Genomic DNA, 16371 nt, shown 5'->3' on the forward strand with positions numbered 1-16371 from the left:
GCGAAGATGCGCTGTTGTTCGAGGCCGCGTCGCAGCCCGGCGTGGGTATGGGTGGAGATCGGCACCCCGGTGCGACGGTGCGCCTGCGCGACCGCGCGCAGCACCCGTTCGACGCCGGGTGTGACACCAGGCTCGTCGGTGGCGCATTTGAGGATCGCGGCCTTGATCCCGGTGTCGGCGATACCCTCCTCGATGTCGCGGACGAACATGTCGGCCATGATCTCGGGGCCGTCGAGCATAGTGCCCGGTCCGAGATAGTGGAAGCGGAACGGCACGTCGTTGTAGGTGTATACGCCGGTGGCGACCACGATGTTCAGCTCGGTTTCGGCAGCGACGCGGGCGATGCGGGGGATGTAGCGGCCCAGCCCGATCACGGTGAGGTCGACGATGGTGTCCACCCCGGCGGCTTTCAACGTGTTGAGCCGATCGATGGCATCGGAAACCCGTTTCTCCTCGTCTCCCCAGGCTTCCGGGTAGTTCTGGGCGATCTCGGTGGTCATGATGAAGACGTGTTCGTGCATCAGCACTACGCCGAGGTCGCCGGTGTCGATTCCTCCGCGCGCGGTGTTCAGTTGCGGCATGGCTTGATGGTAGGCGACCGGAGATCAGGCACCACCCGGCAGAGGCCTTGAGGTGTGAAGCAGTCACACTGGAATGGCCAGTGGTCAACCAAGTGAGGTGGAGTCGATGCCGACGGTGACGTGGGCGCGTGTCGACCCGCTACGGCGGGCAGCGGTGATGGCGGCCGCGGAAGCGGAATTCGGCGCGCACGGGTTCTCCGGGGGCAGCCTGAACGTCATCGCCCGCCGGGCGGGTGTCGCCAAGGGCAGCCTGTTCCAATACTTCGCCGACAAACGCGACTTGTACGCCTACGTCGCCGACGTCGCCAGTCAGCGGGTGCGGTCCTACATGGAGGACCGCATTCGTGAGCTGGATGCCAGCAGACCGTTCTTCGACTTTCTCATCGACCTGCTCGACGCCTGGGTTGCGTACTTCGCCGATCATCCCCGGGAGCGGTCGCTGCATGCGGCGGCGAGTTTTGAGGTCGACACTGACGCCCGGATCAGCGTGCGATCCGTCATGCACCGCCATTACCTGGAAGTCCTGCGTCCGCTGGTGCGCGACGCGCACGTTCGTGGCGATCTACGGCCGGATTCCGATACCGGTGCGTTGTTGTCGCTGCTGCTGATGATCTTTCCGCATCTGGCGCTGGCGCCCTATGTGCGCGGGATCGATCCGGTCCTCGGGCTCGACGAGCCCACCCCGGAGCAGCCGGCACTGGCCGTGCGCCGGCTCACCGCGGTGCTTTCGGCCGCATTCTCCGCTTCACCGGTTACCCGACCGTCGAACGACCTGAATGTGGTCACTCGACGTCGCCGGCTCAGCCGATCCAGACCGTCTTGAGGTTGCAGAACTCGCGGATTCCGTGCCCGGACAGCTCCCGGCCGTACCCGGAGCGCTTGACCCCGCCGAACGGCAGCCCCGGATACGACGTCGTCATCCCGTTGACAAAGACCTGACCGGCTTCGATCTCCTCGACGAAGCGGCGCTGCTCGGCCTCGTCGGCGGTCCAGGCGTTGGAACCCAGCCCGAACGGGGTGGCGTTGGCGATGTCGATGGCCTCGTCGATATCGGCGGCACGGTACACCGAGGCGACCGGGCCGAACACCTCCTCGGTGAAGATCGCCATGTCGGCGGTGATGTCGGTGATCACCGTCGGCGGGTAGAACCACCCGGGTCGCTCGAGTCGCCTTCCGCCGCAACGGATCACCGCGCCCGCGGCGGCAGCCGCCTCGACCAGCCTCTCGACGTCGACGCGGCCCTGCTCGGTGGCCAGCGGTCCGACGTCGGTTTCCGGGTCGGCCGGGTCGCCGACCCGCAGCGCCGCCATCTTGTCGGTGAACTTCGCGACGAAGTCGTCGTAGACGTCGGCGTGCACGATGAATCGCTTGGCGGCGATGCACGACTGGCCGTTGTTTTGCACGCGCGCGGCGACCGCGGTGTCGACCGCGGAGTCCAGATCCGCCGACGGCATCACGATGAACGGGTCACTGCCGCCGAGTTCGAGGACGGTGTGCTTGATCTCGTCGCCGGCGATCGCCGCAACCGAGCGCCCGGCCAACTCGCTGCCGGTCAGTGTGGCGGCGGCCACCCTGGGGTCGCGCAGAATCCGCTCCACCGCGCCGGATGAGATGAGCAGCGTCTGGAAGCAGCCGTCCGGGAAGCCGCCGCGGGCAAGCACGTCGGCGAGATACAGCGCGGTCTGCGGCACGTTGGAGGCATGTTTGAGCAGGCCGACATTGCCGGCCATCAGCGCAGCCGAGGCGAACCGCACCGCCTGCCACAGCGGGAAATTCCACGGCATGATGGCCAGGATCACCCCGAGCGGCTGGTATCGGGCGAACGCCTTCGACGCGCCGACCGTAGCCGCGTCGGCCGACTCGTCGGCCAGCAGCGCTTCGGCGTAATCGGCGTAGTAGCGGAAGCCTTTGACGCACTTGAGGGCTTCGGCCCTGGCTGAGGCCAGCGTCTTGCCCATCTCGCACGTCATCATCTCCGCGACCCGGTCGGCTTCGGCCTCCAGCAGATCGGCGCTGGCGTGCATCCAGCGGGCACGCTGCGCGAAGCTGGTGCGGCGGTAGTCGACGAATCGGGCGGCCGCGCGTGCGATTGCCGCGTCGACCTCCCCGTCGGTGGCCGCGGTGAACGTCTTGACTGTCTCCCCGGTGGCCGGGTTGATCGTGGCAATTGGCGATGCGGGCCCTGATGCCGGCACGTTTCCCTCCTCTGGCGATGCAACGTCGGTGATGGGTGCACCGCCCAGCCTGCCACCACCTGGGTGCGACGCACCGTTGTCACCGCGTCATCGGGGAAGACGGCCGGGTCGCGTAGGCTCCGGGCAGCAGATTAGGCATAGCACGCCGACAGGAATTCAACCCGATGCGCTTCAACCCCCCACCCAATTGGCCACCGCCGCCGCCCGGCTGGGTGCCGGACAGCACCTGGGCGCCGGACCCGTCGTGGCCGCCACCGCCGCCCGGCTGGCAGTTCTGGGTCGACGACTCGGCGCCCGGAGTCCCGCCCGGATATCCACCTGGATACCCGCCCGGGTACCCACCGCAACAGCCGGATGGATGGTCAGCCCAGCCGCCTGGACCGCCACAGCGGCCCGGGTGGAAAAAAGCGCCCTGGATAGCGCTCGTGGCGGCCACCATGGCCGTTGCCGTCGTCGCTTCGATATTCGTGGTGGGCCCCGGCCGAAGGTCAACGGGCGCGGACGCGGAAAGGGTGTCGAAAAAACCCGATATCACCCAGTTGACCAGGGATCTTCTCGTCGACAAATCGGCCTTCCCCGAGTTCAACGGCGGTCGGCGCAAGAGTGGGCTGGGCAGCAACGACCGGCAGGCATCGGGCCTGTCGGACTTCTCTGTCAGCCCGCAGGAATGCTCTGAATTCTATGGTTACTCGGAGTCGGCTACGCAGACGGCGTATGCGACCGTCTCGAAGATGGACGCCAACGGCCCGAGCTCACTGGAGGTGCACCTCGCCATCATCCCGGACCAGCCGGACCTCAAGGACCGGGTGGGGAAATGCCAGTCGTTCACGGTGTCCCTGGAGTTACTCGGCCGAACGCTGACTTTCGACGCGCAACTCGAACCGTTGGAGGCCTCGGGTGTGCCGCCGTGGGCGGTCGCGACCGTGATGAAGAGCTCAAGCTCGCCCTTCCCCGGAATTCCCGTTTCGGTGTCGATGACCACCGCCTCGATCTCCGCCTATTACCGCGGTGTGCTCGTGGTCGCCGGTTATGACGTGTTCAATCGCCGCGGCAAAAACAACGCATCCCTCCCCGCCGACGGTGTCGACGACCTGGTCAGGCTGTTCGACGCCCAGATCGAGAAGCTGGAGGCCGCGTCGTGACGGCGTCAGCGGCGCCCATCACTGTCTGCGCGGCAGGTCCATCACCGCCGACGCCGTCAGCACCGCCACCGAAATCAGCGCCAGCAGTTGCACGCCCGCCCAGTGGCCCGCGTAGCCGTCCACCGACCGCCACGGATGCCGGCTCAACACCGCCCCGGCGGCGATCAGCCCGCCGGCGCTGCACCCGAGGGTGACCGCGGCATAGCCGCGCTGTCGATGGCGCAGGCCGTACAGCAGGCCCAGGGCGGTGGCGAACACGGCGATCGCGGCCACCCCGGCGATCACCGCACCGACCCCCAGCCCCGCGGTGACCGCCAGCCACCGCGGCGGTTCCCACGGCCGGGCCGGTGCGTCGTCACGCCCCCGACGCCGGGGCGCCCACCAGGCCAGCAGCGCCAGCAGCGGCAGCAGCGCGAGCCCGCCCGCCAGGCCGGCGCGGAAGAGCCGGTTGGACTCGAAGGTCAGCGTGACGGCGCCCCCAGTGCCCGGGGGCACCACCCAGCCCTGTTGCCATCCGTTGACGGCAACGGGCACCAGCCGGGTGCCGTTCTCGGTACGTGCCACCCAGCCGGGGTTGATGCTCTCCGGCACCACCAGCACCCGCGCGCCCGGCGCAGCGCCCACCCGCACCTCGCGGTGGGCCGCGCCCCACTCCCCGGTGGCGGCCGGCAACACCGCGGACCCGGCGGCTGCCCCGGTCGACAAGGGACCGGACAATTGCGCGCTGTCGACGACGAACGCCGAGCCCGGGCTGACCAACAGCTCCTGCTGACCGGGTGGCAGCGCGATCGGTCGGCGATCGCATGGCTGGGCGGCCACCGGCTCGCCGTCCAGCAGTGCGCCCACCGTCGTCGAAATCGAGGTGTGCACGAACCGGCCCGCGATCGCGATGACCGGGCCCGCAACATTACCGTCGCAGCCGACGGTGACCTTTCGAGAGCGGTTGCGGGCCGAATCCGCCGGTGCGACGGGTGCGACGGGGCCGGCTCCCGCACCGAGCACGGTGATCTCGGCCAGCCCCGGCGGTTTGAGCTGATCGAAACCCAGTGCCGTACGGTCGATGACATCCTCCCAGGCCAGCAGACTCACCGTGACGGTGTCAGTCACCCGGGGCCGCAGCGGCACCGTCTGCGCGCCGGTCCCTTCACCGCCGGACAACTCGCGGACCTGCGGGCCGCCGCCGAGGTCGACGGCCACCAGCGTGGGACGGGCCGGCACCGGCAACACGCCGGGGGTGAGCCGCAAGCCGGTCACCTTGACGGGCTGCGGCAAGGTGAGGACGACAGTCGGCGCGGTCTTGTGTGCGGCGGCGTGCTGCGGTGCCACCCAGGAGGTGGCCGGATCACCGTCGGCGGCGGCGTAGGCGGAGCCTGCCACGTCGAGCAGGTCGGCGTCACCACGCGCCCGCACCGTGCCCGGCTCGGCGATCAGGTCGGCCAGGTTGGGGCCCGGCCGGGGCCGTACCCACACGGCGGGGGTCACCGACACCGGCCGTGCCACGCTCAGGGTGCGGCTGAAGGTGACGGGCTCCTCGGGTTCCAGGGCCATCGAGGCGGCGCAGTGCACCCCGTTGGGGCCATGCGCGCAGCCCGGCCTGCCCAGCAGCTCGGCACCCAGGTCCCACCGCGCGACTTCGGCACCCGGCGGCGGTGCGGGGACCAGCACGGTGTGCCGCACGTCGACCGGATGGGCGAATCCGGACGCGTCGTAGGAGGTGACCGACAGTTCGGTGATGCCGAACTGCACCCCGGGTGAGCCGTCGTCGGTACCGGTGGCGGTGATCCGCACCCACGGTGTCTCGCCGTACGGCAGTGCGGCGGTGAGCGGCTCGCCGGCGTGATCGAACCGCAGCGTGGTGGTGCCGTTGACGGTGGAGATCTGCATCCGGCGGACCTGGGCGCCGACCGCGGTGGCGCTAGGTGTGACGGTGATAGTGCCGTTGGCGACCGGGTGGTCGAAATCCACCTGCAGCCATTGGCCGACCGCCGCCTGCAGCGCGTTGGACACCCAGGCGGTGGCCGGATCGCCGTCCACCGCGGCGGCCGGCGATGCCGCCGGCGCGACGTCGGGCAGTGCGGTGGCGTCCGACGACGAGCTCGACGCGCTGAGCCGCCCGCCGGTCCAGCCGCCGAAGACGGTCGCGCCGTCGGCGGGATAGTCGGGCACCCGATTGTGGGTGCGCCGGTTCTCGCCGGCGGCCCGGGTCGCCGACGAGTGGTCGTCGACCCGCCCGTAGTCGGTCTCGCGGGCCAGCGGGGTGTCGGTGATCGTGACAACCGGCGCGCTCAGGCCGGCAGTGCGAGCGTCGGCGGTCAACAGCACCGGGCCCAGCGCGGGCTCGCCGCGCAGCCGGCGGTGCTCGTCGAGCCGCAGCAGCACCTCCGGGCCACCGTCGACACGGGGCATCCGGTCGGCGTTCACCAGATACGGTGCGCCCGGATTACCGGCCCCGCCCGACGCCGCAGTGATCCGGTATATCTCTACCGCCGGATAGCCCGGCCGCAGCCCGCTGTCGGAGACGAAGCCGGGAACTGCCCCGGCGCCGACCGGTGCGCCGAACTGCACCACCCTGTCCAGCCCCGGCGACCCGTCGACGGCGCGGTGCACCAGGATCGGCCGGGCTGACCGCGAAGTGTCGGGGTCCAGGTCATTACGCAGCACCAGATACGAAATTCCCTGGCGGGCCAGCGTGTCGGCCAAGCCGGCCGAAGGGCGGCCCGCGGCGAACAACCGCTGTACCGAATCCAGTGCCCGGATGGCCGGCGCCGGCGTCAGCGGGATCGAGTCGCGCACCCCCCACGGGCCGGTGCCGAGTACCTGCAGCGGCTCGTCATGGCTGGTACCCCAGGTCTGAGTGGCGAAAGGGGCGCCAGGCACCACCAGCACGCGGCCGGGGGTGGGGTTTCCGGCGTTGTGCTCGGCGAGCCAGGTGGCGGCGTCTCGCCAGTAGCGCGGCACGGCGGAGAACGCCCCGGGCGGGGTGAGCCGGCCGGTCCAGGCCAGCGACGTGCTGACCAGCAAGGCGACCAGCACCACCACGCCCACCGCGGCGGGCTTGTGATGCTCGGGGTGGGCGAACGCGCGGCGCCATACCGGTTCGGGTGCGCTGCCTGGGAGCGGTATCCGGCCCAACAGGTGCGCCAGCCCCAGCACCAGCGGAATCCGGATCACCGACTCCAGCTTGTGCATGTTGCGCAGCGGCGCACCGGCACCGTCGAGAAATGTCTGCACCGGATGCGCCAGCGGCGAGCCGAGGGCACCGGCGTAACCGGCGGCCAACAGCGTCACCCCGATCAGCAGCATCACCAACAGCCGCCCCGCGCCGCACACCCGCCGTCGCAGCAATCCCGCCAGACCGGCGAGGCCGGCGGCGGCGACCAGGCAGGTGCCCAGGATGATCACCGGGCGGGTGACCAGCGGCGCCCCGGCGGTGGCGTTGGGCGCGACGAACGGCGTCCAGCTGTGGGTGCCCCGCAACATCTCGACCAGCGATGTCCACCGGGTGGTCACCCGAGCGGATTCGATGAAGTCCAGAAACGGCGGACTCACCCGTCCCAGCAGCACCAGAGCCACCAGCCACCACAGCGTCGCCAGCGTCAGCGACAGCAGCCACCACCCGGTGAACCGCCACCACAACCGGTTAGGCCGGTGACAGGCCCACCAGATCACCGCCGGCAGGCAGCCCGCGAGCGTCGCGACCGCGTTGACGGCGCCCATCAGCGCGACCGCGATCCCCGAGTGAGCGGCCAGCACCCGTGCCGGGCGATTCGGGTCAGCCCGCAGCGCCCGGATGACCGGCAGCAGCACCCACGGTGCCAGCATCATCGGCAGCGTCTCCGACGAGATCGACCCGAGGGTGGTCAGCACCCCCGGCGACAACACGAACGCCGCCGCGGCGACCGGCCGTGACGTCGGGCTGCCGATGTCGAGTGCTTCTGCCACCCGCAGCATCCCCCAGAACCCGACCGTCAGCAGCACCGCCCACCACGCCCGCTGGGTAACCCAGCCCGGCAGCCCCGCCAGATCACCGGCGGCAAAGAAGCTGCCATGCGGAAACAGATAGCCGTAGGCCTGGTTCTGCACCTGACCGAACGGTAGGTCGGGACCCCACAGGTTGACCGCGCGCGCCAGGAACCGCGCCGGGTTGGCGGTCAGGTCGAGTTTGGTGTCGGGGGAGACCTGTCCGGGGGACTGCGCGAGGCTGCCGATCAGGGCGACCGCGCCGACCAGCCACAGCCAGTGCCGTGACACCGGTGCGGCTGCTGACGACGGTGCGACCGAGTCAGCCGAGCGCCCGGACCCGGCTGGCACGCGCAGCCTAGCCGCGGTTGCCGTATTCCACCCGGTTCAGCACCGACGACTGCGGGTCACCCCCGGTGATTTGGGGTTTGGTGTCTTGCTGCACCATCAGGGTGATGCCGAAGATCGCCGCGGCGCCCAATAACAGACCAACCACGCAGCTGACGAATGCCGCCGCCACGAACTGGGGCATTGTCAGGCTCCTTCGAAGGTTCGGCGAGCGTGGGGACCGGCAACCCCCGGATCTCAAATTAGCACGAAGGGTATGAGGGATCGTGCGGTCGGCGGGTCCGGCCGTGACAGCATGGTGCAATGCCGAGACCGGTACCCAGACAGCTGCCGGGTCTGCTGCTGACGATCGTGGAGATCCTGACAATTGTCGCGCTGCCGGCGCTGGCGGCCTGCTCGCGTCCGGTTGAACAACACACTTCGCCGCCGCCGGCCCCACCCTGCTCGGACCCTGCGGCGACACTGTCCATCCGCGACAAGCTGGCTCAGCTTCTGATGGTCGGCGTCCGCGACGCCGCCGACGCCCGGGCGGTGGTCACCGACTACCACGTCGGCGGCATCTTCATCGGCAGCTGGACGGACCTGTCGATGCTGACCGACGGCTCGCTGAGCGGACTGAAAGAAGGCAGCCCGTTGCCGTTGGCGGTGAGCGTCGACGAGGAAGGAGGTCGGGTCTCGCGGCTGTCGTCGCTGATCGGGGCGGTGCCGTCGGCGCGGGAACTGGCGCGAACCAACACCGTCGAACAGGTATACGCACTGGCTCTCGATCGTGGCCGCCAGATGCGCAACCGGGGCATCACCGTCGACTTCGCCCCGGTGGTCGACGTGAGCGACGCCCCGGATGACACGGTGATCGGTGACCGATCGTTCGGATCGGACCCGCAAACCGTTACCGCCTACGCCGGGAAGTACGCCGCGGGGCTGCGTGACGCCGGGCTGCTGCCCGTCCTGAAGCATTTCCCCGGCCACGGGCACGGCTCCGGGGACTCGCACACCGGCGGGGTCACCACACCGCCGCTAGCCGACCTGCAGGACGACGACCTGGTGCCCTACCGGACGCTGACCACCCAGACCCCGGTCGCGGTGATGATGGGCCACCTGCAGGTCCCCGGGTTGACCCGCGACGATCCGGCCAGCCTGAGTCCCGCCGCGGTGCAACTGTTGCGGGACGGGACCGGCTATCACGCACCGCCGTTCGACGGCCTGGTGTTCAGCGACGACCTGTCCAGCATGGCCGCGATCAACGAGCACTATGGGGTGGCCGAGGCAGTGCTGCGCACCCTGCAGGCGGGTGTCGACGTAGCGTTGTGGGTCACCACCGGCGAGGTGCCCGCGGTGCTGGAACGGTTGGAGAAGGCGGTGGCCGCAGGAGAGTTGCAGGCCAAGGCGGTCGACGCCTCGCTGCGGAGGGTGGCCGCCGCCAAGAGTCCCGGCTCGCACTGCGGCGGTTGACTCCTGAGTAATATTGTGCGCTGTGGTGCGTGGGAACAAGCGGTTACCGCGAGCCGTCCGTGAGCAGCAGATGCTCGACGCGGCCGTGCAGATGTTCTCGATGAACGGTTACTACGAAACGTCGATGGACTCCATCGCAGCGGCGGCGCGGATCTCCAAGCCGATGCTCTACCTTTACTACGGGTCGAAAGAGGAGCTATTCGGTGCTTGCCTGAACCGCGAGCTGGCCCGGTTCGTCGACACCCTGCGCAACGAGGTCAACCTTGAGCAGCGGCCAAAGGAACTGTTGCGCAACACGATCGCGTCGTTCCTGCGCTATATCGACGCAAACCGGGCGTCGTGGATCGTGATGTACTCGCAGGCCACCAGCTCGCAGGCGTTTGCCCAGACGTTGCGCGAGGGCCGGGGGCGGATCATCGACCTGGTGGTCGGCATCCTGCGCGCCGGCACCCGGAACCCGCCACCCGACAATGATTTCGAGATGATGGCGGCGGCACTCGTGGGCGCCGGCGAGGCGGTGGCCACCCGGCTCAGCACCGGTGATACCGGTGTCGATGAGGCGGCCGAACTGATGATCAACATGTTTTGGCACGGCCTGCGGGGCAAGCCGCCCGACGTCGCCGACAGCGGTCCCAAAGTCGCTACCGGTTCCAGATCGTACCGGTAAACGGCTAGCGTCGTACTACACTCCCCGGACCGTGCCGGTCAGGTACGGATAGCCCTTCGTGATGTTGCGCAGCGCCAGATCCCAGCCGCCGGTCACCTGGTCGACGTAAAGCCCGGGGCTGGCCGGCAGCAGCAGCGGTTTTCCGAACCGCACCGAGTAGGTCACCGCGTGCGGCAGCCTACCTTCGATGTTTGCCAATACCGCTGCGGCGGAGAACATCCCGTGAGCAATCACCGTCGGGAAGCCGAACAGCCTGGCGCCGAGCGGGTTGGTGTGGATCGGATTGTGATCGCCCCCGACCGAGGCATAGCGGCGGATTCGACCCGCGGTGATATGCAGCACGGCGTGCGGTGGGGGAAGCTTGGGTTGTTTGGCCGGCGGCGGTTTGGGCTCGTCGGACACGCTGGTGCGCTGCTGATGCAGAAAGGTGCTCACCTGATGCCAGGCGGCGTCGTTACCGACGGTGATATCGGTCACCACATCGACCAGCAGACCCCTGCGATGTTCGCGCAGGTTCTCCGCGTGCACCACGATGCCGACGGCATCGGTCACCGCGATCGGCCGGTACCGGGTTATCCGGTTCTCGATATGTACCGATCCCATTGCGGCAAAAGGGAAGTCGGATCCGGTCACCAGTGACATCACCGTCGGGAACGTCAGGACGAACGGATAGGTCAGCGGTACCGTATCGCTGTAGCGCAGCCCGGTGACCGCGGCGTACTCGGCGACGTTGGCGCGGTCGAGGGAGAGCTCGTCGACCGTCAGCGTGCGGTCGGGCAGGGTGGGGTCGCGAGGGATGAACGGCAGCGCCCCAGCGGCGGCGCGGAGCAGGTTTCGCAGGCCGCTCGGCTGTGTCACGGTGCTCATTGTCCAGCTCCTTCTCGGTTCGCTTCGATCCGCATCGTCGCTGGACTCAGGCCCCCAGCATCGCCTGGCCGCAGACCCGGACGGTGTTGCCGGTGACGGCGTTGGAGGCGGGGCTCGCGAAGTAGGCGACGGTCTCGGCGACATCGACCGGCAGGCCGCCCTGGTACAGCGAGTTGAGCCGCCGGCCCACTTCGCGGGTGGCCAGCGGAATGGCGGCGGTCATCGCTGTTTCGATGAACCCCGGCGCCACCGCGTTGATGGTGATTCCCTTGCCCGCCAGCGCCGGAGCCAGCGCCTCGGTCAAGCCGATCATGCCGGCCTTGGTGGTCGCGTAGTTGGTCTGCCCGCGATTGCCGGCGATTCCGGCCACCGAGGACAAGCCGATGACCCGGCCACCTGCGCCGATGCAGCCGTTGTCGACCAGACCCTCGGTGAGGCGTTGCGGAGCCGCCAGATTGACCGCGATGACCGCATCCCAGCGGGCGTCGTCCATATTGGCCAACAGTTTGTCGCGGGTGATCCCGGCGTTGTTGACCAGGACATCGGCCCGCCCCCGATGATGCTCACGCAGGTGATCGGTGATCTTCTCCACCGCATCGGCCGCGGTGACGTCGAGGATCAGCGCGGTGCCGCCGACTCGGGTGGCGGTGCGGGTCAGTGCTTCGGCGGCACCGGCGACGTCGACCGCCACGACGGCGGCGCCGTCGCGGGCGAACACCTCGGCGATGGTGGCCCCGATGCCGCGGGCCGCGCCGGTGATCACCGCCACCTTGCCGGCCAGTGGCTTGTCCCAGTCCGCTGGTGGCGTCGAATCGGCGGCGCCGACGTGAAACACCTGTCCGTCGACGTAGGCCGAGCGGGCCGACAGGATGAACCGCAGGGTCGATTCCAGGCCGGTGGCGGCCGGCTTGGCCTCCGGTGACAGATACACCAGTTGCACGGTGGCCCCGCGCCGTAGTTCTTTACCCAGCGAGCGGGTGAAACCCTCCAGCGCGCGCTGGACGATGCGCTCGTCGACGCTGCCCGCGTGATCCGGGGTGGTGCCGATAACCACGATGCGGCCGCAGCGGCCCACATTGCGCAGCAGCGGGGTGAAGAAATCGTGCAGCGCGGCCAACCCGGCCGGCGCGGTGATGCCGGTGGCGTCGAAAACCAGGCCGCCGAACGAGTCCGCCCACCGACCGCCGAGGTTGTCACCGACCAGCTCGTAGTCGTCGGCCAGCGCTGCGCGCAGCGGTTCGGCGACCCGGCCCGCACCACCGATCAGCAGCGGCCCGGCCAGCGGCGGGTCGCCGGCGCGGTACCGGCGCAGCATCTCGGGCTGGGGAACACCGAGTTGGCGGGCCAGAAACGATCCGGGACCGGAGTTGACGATCTGCGAGAACAGATCCCGTGAGGGGGTGGAAAGATTGGGTGCCACTGAACTGCCTTTCGTGCTTCGGCATTATCGACAACGAACTTACTCCAGAGTAAGGACAGTGGGTAGTATGGCCCCGGCGGACTGAGACCGCCGATATCCCGACACAACCGGAGACGGAGATTATTGTGGCACCTGCTTCCAAACCTGCGCAGCCTCAGATGCATCGCCGGGTTGCGGTGCTGGGGGGTAACCGCATCCCGTTCGCACGCTCCGACGGCGCCTATGCCGAAGCCTGTAACCAGGACATGTTTACCGCGGCGCTGAGCGGCCTGGTGGACCGATTCGGCCTAGCCGGTGAGCGGCTCGGCGCGGTCATCGGCGGTGCGGTGCTCAAGCACAGCCGGGATTTCAACCTGGTCCGCGAGTGTGCGCTGGGTTCGGCGCTGTCGGCCTACACACCGGCGTTCGATCTGCAGCAGGCCTGCGCCACGGGTCTGCAGGCGGCCATCTGCGCGGCGGACGGGATCGCCGCCGGCCGTTACGAGGTCGCGGTCGCCGGCGGAGTGGACACCACCTCCGATGCGCCGCTGGAGATCGGCAACCAATTGCGCCGCACCCTGCTGGCGCTACGCCGGTCCACATCCAACCTGCAGCGGCTGAAACTGGTCGGCAGGCTGCCCGCCAGCCTCGGTGTGGAGATCCCGGCCAACAAGGAGCGGCGCACCGGGCTGTCGATGGGCGAGCACCAGGCGATCACCACCAAGCAGCTGGGAATCAAGCGCGTCGACCAGGACGAACTGGCCGCCGCCAGTCACCGCAACATGGCCGCCGCCTACGATCGTGGGTTCTTCGACGACCTGGTCACGCCGTTCCTCGGGCTCTACCGCGACGACAACCTGCGGCCCGACTCGACGGTCGAGAAGCTGGCGGCCCTGCGGCCGGTGTTCGGGGTGCGCTCCGGCGACGCCACCATGACCGCGGGCAATTCCACCCCGCTGACCGACGGCGCGTCGGTGACGCTGCTGGCCAGCGAGGACTGGGCAGCTCAGCACTCGCTGGCCCCGCTGGCCTACCTCATCGACGCCGAAACGGCTGCAGTCGACTACGTCACTGGCACCGACGGGCTGCTGATGGCGCCGACCTACGCGGTGCCGAGGCTGCTGGCCAGAAACGGCCTGCGACTGCACGATTTTGATTTCTACGAGATCCATGAGGCTTTCGCCTCGACCGTGCTCTGCCACCTAAAGGCATGGGAGTCCGAGGAGTACTGCAAGCAGCGGTTGGGCTTGGACGGCGCGCTGGGGCGCATAGACCGGTCCAAGCTCAACGTCAACGGCTCGTCGCTGGCCGCCGGCCACCCGTTCGCGGCCACCGGAGGGCGCATCCTGGCCCAGGCGGCCAAGCAGGTGGCGGAGAGGAAGGCCGAGCGGAAACGGGCGAAAAACAACGGGCCGGTACGCGCGCTGATCTCGATCTGCGCCGCCGGTGGTCAGGGGGTCGCAGCGATTCTGGAGGCCTAATCAGCGGGGTGCGAGCTCCGTCTTGCCTCACGCCACTCTCGGCATCGGCCCCGGTCACGCCGATCACCCTGTATGCGGCCAATCGTGCGGACCTGGTGTTCGAGTTCGCCAGCGGACATGCCGATCCTGAAGCGCTGCTGTCCGATTTCGACCCCGACTGGCGCGAACGGTACCGGTCCGACTTCGAGGTATTTGAGGCGAGCGACGGGAACCGCTCCATCCGCATGAAGGACTGATCGTTGAGCAAGGACCTCGAATCGCCGTACGTGGAGGGTGTCCCCGACTGGGATGCCCTCTACCGTGCGCGTGGCGACGAGGTATCGCAGACACGGCCGATCTTCACCGGCGATGTCTTTACCGGAGTGCAGCTCCCCGGTTCCACCGGGTCGGTCAAAGCGCGCTCGGTCGTGGTGATCCAGCATCCGTGCTCGATGCGCACCAACGGTGTCGACCTCGCCTGGTAGGTACTCGTCGCCGAAGTGGTGAACCGCAAGGAAATCGCCGAATCAGACTGGGTCGGCGGTCACTTCAACTTAATGCCGTTCCCCGATCTTCGCCCCGAGGTGACGACGCAAGCGCGCCACCAGGCGGCGAACTTCGACAACCTCTACACGGTGGCACCTGCGCTTCTCACCTCGCGGATCGCGTCGCTGTCCCTGTTCGGGGTGAACCCGCTACTCCAGCGCTGGGTGCACTACAGCTCTCGGGTTGTCGTGCCCACACACAACTTCCACGAGCAGACGGTCGCCTTCTACGAAGAGGCCGACCTCATCGAGGAGTGGTGTGAAGGGGTGAGCACCGGCGACCCGCGGGCCGACGCCCTGGCGTGTCTGGAGTGGCTGCGCGCTGACCGTGGCGACACGAATTATCAGGACATGCTCGGTAACCCACAGGCACACAGCATGATCCGCCGGGCGATGCGCAGCGAATTGAGAGAACGGGGCTGCAATTGAAAACGACTGATCTGGCCAAGGTGCGCTCGACGCTGTGGGCAGCGGCCGACGAACTGCGCGCCAACTCGAAGCTCACCCCGGTGCAGTACCGCGACCCGGCGCTCGGATTGGTGTTCCTCGCCTATGCCGAGAACCGCTTCGAGGAAGTACGTGCGGGCAGCAGCGGTCGAGGCCGGTCGTCACGAGACCGCGGTCCGGGTGGTCGCCGCGCTTCCGGTCAGCGTCACCGACGACGTCGCAGGTAGCCGGGCGCGGGCCGCCGAACAGTTCGCGATGTACGGACACCTGCCCTCCTACCGCGCGATGCTCGACCGGGAAGGCTTTGCCGGCCCGGAAGACGCCGCGATCATCGGCGACGAGGCGGCCGTCATCGACCAGATCCGGGGCTTGGCCGCCGCGGGCGTCGACGAATTCGTCGGCGCCGTCTTCGACGCGTCGCCCGACGGTCGTGCCCGGACCCGCGCTCTGCTGCGGCGGATCGACACCTGACAGCACAACGCAACAGGCCTCCAAGAGTCCACTCCGGAGGCCTGCGCGGGTCTGTTGCCGGCGGTGTTAGAACGCCGCTTCGTCGAGTTCCATGATGTCGTTGTCGATGGTCTCGATCACCTGTCGAGTGCTGGTCAGCAGGGGCAGGAAGTTCTTCGCGAAGAACGACGCCACCGCGATCTTGCCTTCGTAGAAGGCCCGGTCGTCATCGCCGGCCCCGGCGTCGAGCTTCTCGATGGCGACCGCCGCCTGCCGCGCCAGCAGCCAGCCGATCACCAGGTCGCCGACGCTCATCAGGAAACGCACCGAACCCAGCCCCACCCGGTAGATGCTGGAGATGTTCTCCTGCGCGGCCATCAGATATCCGGTCAGCGACGCCGCCATGGCCTGTACGTCGGCCAGCGCGGTGGCCAGCAGCGCACGCTCGGCCTTGAGCCGGCCGTTGCCGGACTCGTTGGAGACGAACTCCTCGATCTGACCGGTGACGTGGCCGAGCGCCACGCCCTTGTCCCGGATGATCTTGCGGAAGAAGAAGTCCTGCGCCTGTATCGCGGTGGTGCCTTCGTAGAGCGAGTCGATCTTGGCGTCGCGGATGTACTGCTCAATCGGGTAGTCCTGGAGAAAACCGGATCCGCCCAGGGTCTGCAGGCTCTCGGTGAGCTTGGCGTAGGCCTGCTCGGAGCCGACGCCCTTGACCACCGGCAGCATCAGGTCGTTGACCTTGACAGCCAGGTCGGGCTCCACCCCGTGCACCGCCTTGGCCACCGCGGCGTCCTGGTAGGTGCCGGTGTAGATATACAGGGCGCGCAGCCCCTCGGCGTAGGCCTTCTGGGTCAT

Annotated in this window: 16 protein-coding genes and 1 pseudogene; 10 read left to right on the forward strand and 7 right to left on the reverse strand. The window is 68.6% G+C overall.

Going from position 1 to position 16371, the window contains the following annotated elements:
• A partial coding sequence (locus AC2VON_RS25740; RefSeq protein ID WP_486955340.1) for a phosphotriesterase family protein occupies positions 1 to 581 on the reverse strand: 581 nt, incomplete at its 3' end.
• A gap of 106 nt (positions 582 to 687) precedes the next feature.
• Between AC2VON_RS25740 and AC2VON_RS25745 the strand changes: the two genes are divergently transcribed.
• On the forward strand, positions 688 to 1404 hold the full coding sequence (locus AC2VON_RS25745) for a TetR/AcrR family transcriptional regulator (RefSeq protein ID WP_486955341.1): 717 nt from the start codon (positions 688 to 690) through the stop codon (positions 1402 to 1404).
• On the opposite strand, the gene AC2VON_RS25750 is transcribed toward AC2VON_RS25745, so the two are convergent.
• Positions 1382 to 2776 (reverse strand): NADP-dependent succinic semialdehyde dehydrogenase, encoded by a 1395-nt coding sequence (locus AC2VON_RS25750; RefSeq protein WP_486955342.1) that lies wholly within the window; start codon positions 2774 to 2776, stop codon positions 1382 to 1384. The genes AC2VON_RS25745 and AC2VON_RS25750 overlap by 23 nt on opposite strands.
• A 164-nt stretch (positions 2777 to 2940) precedes the next feature.
• Here AC2VON_RS25750 and AC2VON_RS25755 point away from each other — a divergent pair, with 164 nt between their 5' ends.
• Positions 2941 to 3918 (forward strand): hypothetical protein, encoded by a 978-nt coding sequence (locus AC2VON_RS25755; RefSeq protein WP_486955343.1) that lies wholly within the window; start codon positions 2941 to 2943, stop codon positions 3916 to 3918.
• 18 nt (positions 3919 to 3936) lie between these two features.
• On the opposite strand, the gene AC2VON_RS25760 is transcribed toward AC2VON_RS25755, so the two are convergent.
• Entirely contained in the window at positions 3937 to 8169 is a 4233-nt protein-coding gene (locus AC2VON_RS25760; RefSeq protein ID WP_486955344.1) for an alpha-(1->3)-arabinofuranosyltransferase domain-containing protein, read from the reverse strand.
• Between the two features lie 67 nt (positions 8170 to 8236).
• The gene (locus AC2VON_RS25765) at positions 8237 to 8410 is read right to left on the reverse strand and encodes a DUF2613 domain-containing protein (protein WP_486955345.1); all 174 of its coding nucleotides are present in this window, start codon (positions 8408 to 8410) and stop codon (positions 8237 to 8239) included.
• Between the two features lie 119 nt (positions 8411 to 8529).
• On the opposite strand from AC2VON_RS25765, the gene AC2VON_RS25770 reads away from it, so the two are divergent.
• Both AC2VON_RS25770 and AC2VON_RS25775 read left to right on the forward strand, forming a co-directional pair.
• Complete coding sequence (locus AC2VON_RS25770; RefSeq protein WP_486955346.1) at positions 8530 to 9678, forward strand: glycoside hydrolase family 3 N-terminal domain-containing protein; 1149 nt, start codon at positions 8530 to 8532, stop codon at positions 9676 to 9678.
• A 22-nt stretch (positions 9679 to 9700) separates the two neighbouring features.
• Positions 9701 to 10345 carry a TetR/AcrR family transcriptional regulator gene (locus AC2VON_RS25775; RefSeq protein WP_486955347.1) on the forward strand — a complete coding sequence of 215 codons (645 nt, stop codon included), beginning with the start codon at positions 9701 to 9703 and terminating at the stop codon, positions 10343 to 10345.
• A 15-nt stretch (positions 10346 to 10360) separates the two neighbouring features.
• Here AC2VON_RS25775 and AC2VON_RS25780 read toward each other — a convergent pair whose 3' ends face one another.
• Both AC2VON_RS25780 and AC2VON_RS25785 read right to left on the reverse strand, forming a co-directional pair.
• Positions 10361 to 11203 (reverse strand): MaoC/PaaZ C-terminal domain-containing protein, encoded by an 843-nt coding sequence (locus AC2VON_RS25780; RefSeq protein WP_486955354.1) that lies wholly within the window; start codon positions 11201 to 11203, stop codon positions 10361 to 10363.
• A 55-nt stretch (positions 11204 to 11258) separates the two neighbouring features.
• Positions 11259 to 12632 (reverse strand): 3-oxoacyl-ACP reductase, encoded by a 1374-nt coding sequence (locus tag AC2VON_RS25785; protein WP_486955348.1) that lies wholly within the window; start codon positions 12630 to 12632, stop codon positions 11259 to 11261.
• Between the two features lie 158 nt (positions 12633 to 12790).
• Here AC2VON_RS25785 and AC2VON_RS25790 point away from each other — a divergent pair, with 158 nt between their 5' ends.
• The 6 genes and pseudogenes from AC2VON_RS25790 to AC2VON_RS25815 form a co-directional block, all read left to right on the forward strand.
• The gene (locus tag AC2VON_RS25790; RefSeq protein WP_486955349.1) at positions 12791 to 14092 is read left to right on the forward strand and encodes an acetyl-CoA C-acetyltransferase; all 1302 of its coding nucleotides are present in this window, start codon (positions 12791 to 12793) and stop codon (positions 14090 to 14092) included.
• A 95-nt stretch (positions 14093 to 14187) separates the two neighbouring features.
• The gene (locus AC2VON_RS25795; RefSeq protein WP_486955350.1) at positions 14188 to 14328 is read left to right on the forward strand and encodes a hypothetical protein; all 141 of its coding nucleotides are present in this window, start codon (positions 14188 to 14190) and stop codon (positions 14326 to 14328) included.
• Positions 14329 to 14331: 3 nt separating this feature from the next.
• Positions 14332 to 14556 carry a hypothetical protein gene (locus AC2VON_RS25800; protein WP_486955351.1) on the forward strand — a complete coding sequence of 75 codons (225 nt, stop codon included), beginning with the start codon at positions 14332 to 14334 and terminating at the stop codon, positions 14554 to 14556.
• Positions 14557 to 14574: 18 nt separating this feature from the next.
• Positions 14575 to 15045: a hypothetical protein gene (locus AC2VON_RS25805; RefSeq protein WP_486955352.1), complete on the forward strand. Its 471-nt coding sequence runs from the start codon at positions 14575 to 14577 to the stop codon at positions 15043 to 15045.
• A 20-nt stretch (positions 15046 to 15065) separates the two neighbouring features.
• Positions 15066 to 15290: a type I restriction-modification system subunit M N-terminal domain-containing protein gene (locus AC2VON_RS25810; RefSeq protein ID WP_486955355.1), complete on the forward strand. Its 225-nt coding sequence runs from the start codon at positions 15066 to 15068 to the stop codon at positions 15288 to 15290.
• Positions 15196 to 15534 (forward strand): annotated as a pseudogene (locus tag AC2VON_RS25815) (LLM class F420-dependent oxidoreductase); the annotation flags it as partial. The gene AC2VON_RS25810 and the pseudogene AC2VON_RS25815, both read left to right, overlap by 95 nt.
• Positions 15535 to 15600: 66 nt before the next feature.
• Here the strand turns inward: AC2VON_RS25815 and AC2VON_RS25820 are convergent.
• Positions 15601 to 16371 (reverse strand): acyl-CoA dehydrogenase C-terminal domain-containing protein (locus AC2VON_RS25820; RefSeq protein ID WP_486955353.1); only part of this gene is annotated, 771 nt, incomplete at its 5' end.

The sequence above is a fragment of the Mycobacterium sp. TH-M82 genome, from assembly GCF_057473605.1.

Coding starts and splice junctions, on each gene's coding strand:
- AC2VON_RS25745 (WP_486955341.1), top strand. CDS start 688: ATGCCGACGGTGACGTGGGCGCGTGTCGACCCGCTACGGCGGGCAGCG.
- AC2VON_RS25755 (WP_486955343.1), top strand. CDS start 2,941: ATGCGCTTCAACCCCCCACCCAATTGGCCACCGCCGCCGCCCGGCTGG.
- AC2VON_RS25765 (WP_486955345.1), bottom strand. CDS start 8,410: ATGCCCCAGTTCGTGGCGGCGGCATTCGTCAGCTGCGTGGTTGGTCTG.
- AC2VON_RS25770 (WP_486955346.1), top strand. CDS start 8,530: ATGCCGAGACCGGTACCCAGACAGCTGCCGGGTCTGCTGCTGACGATC.
- AC2VON_RS25790 (WP_486955349.1), top strand. CDS start 12,791: ATGCATCGCCGGGTTGCGGTGCTGGGGGGTAACCGCATCCCGTTCGCA.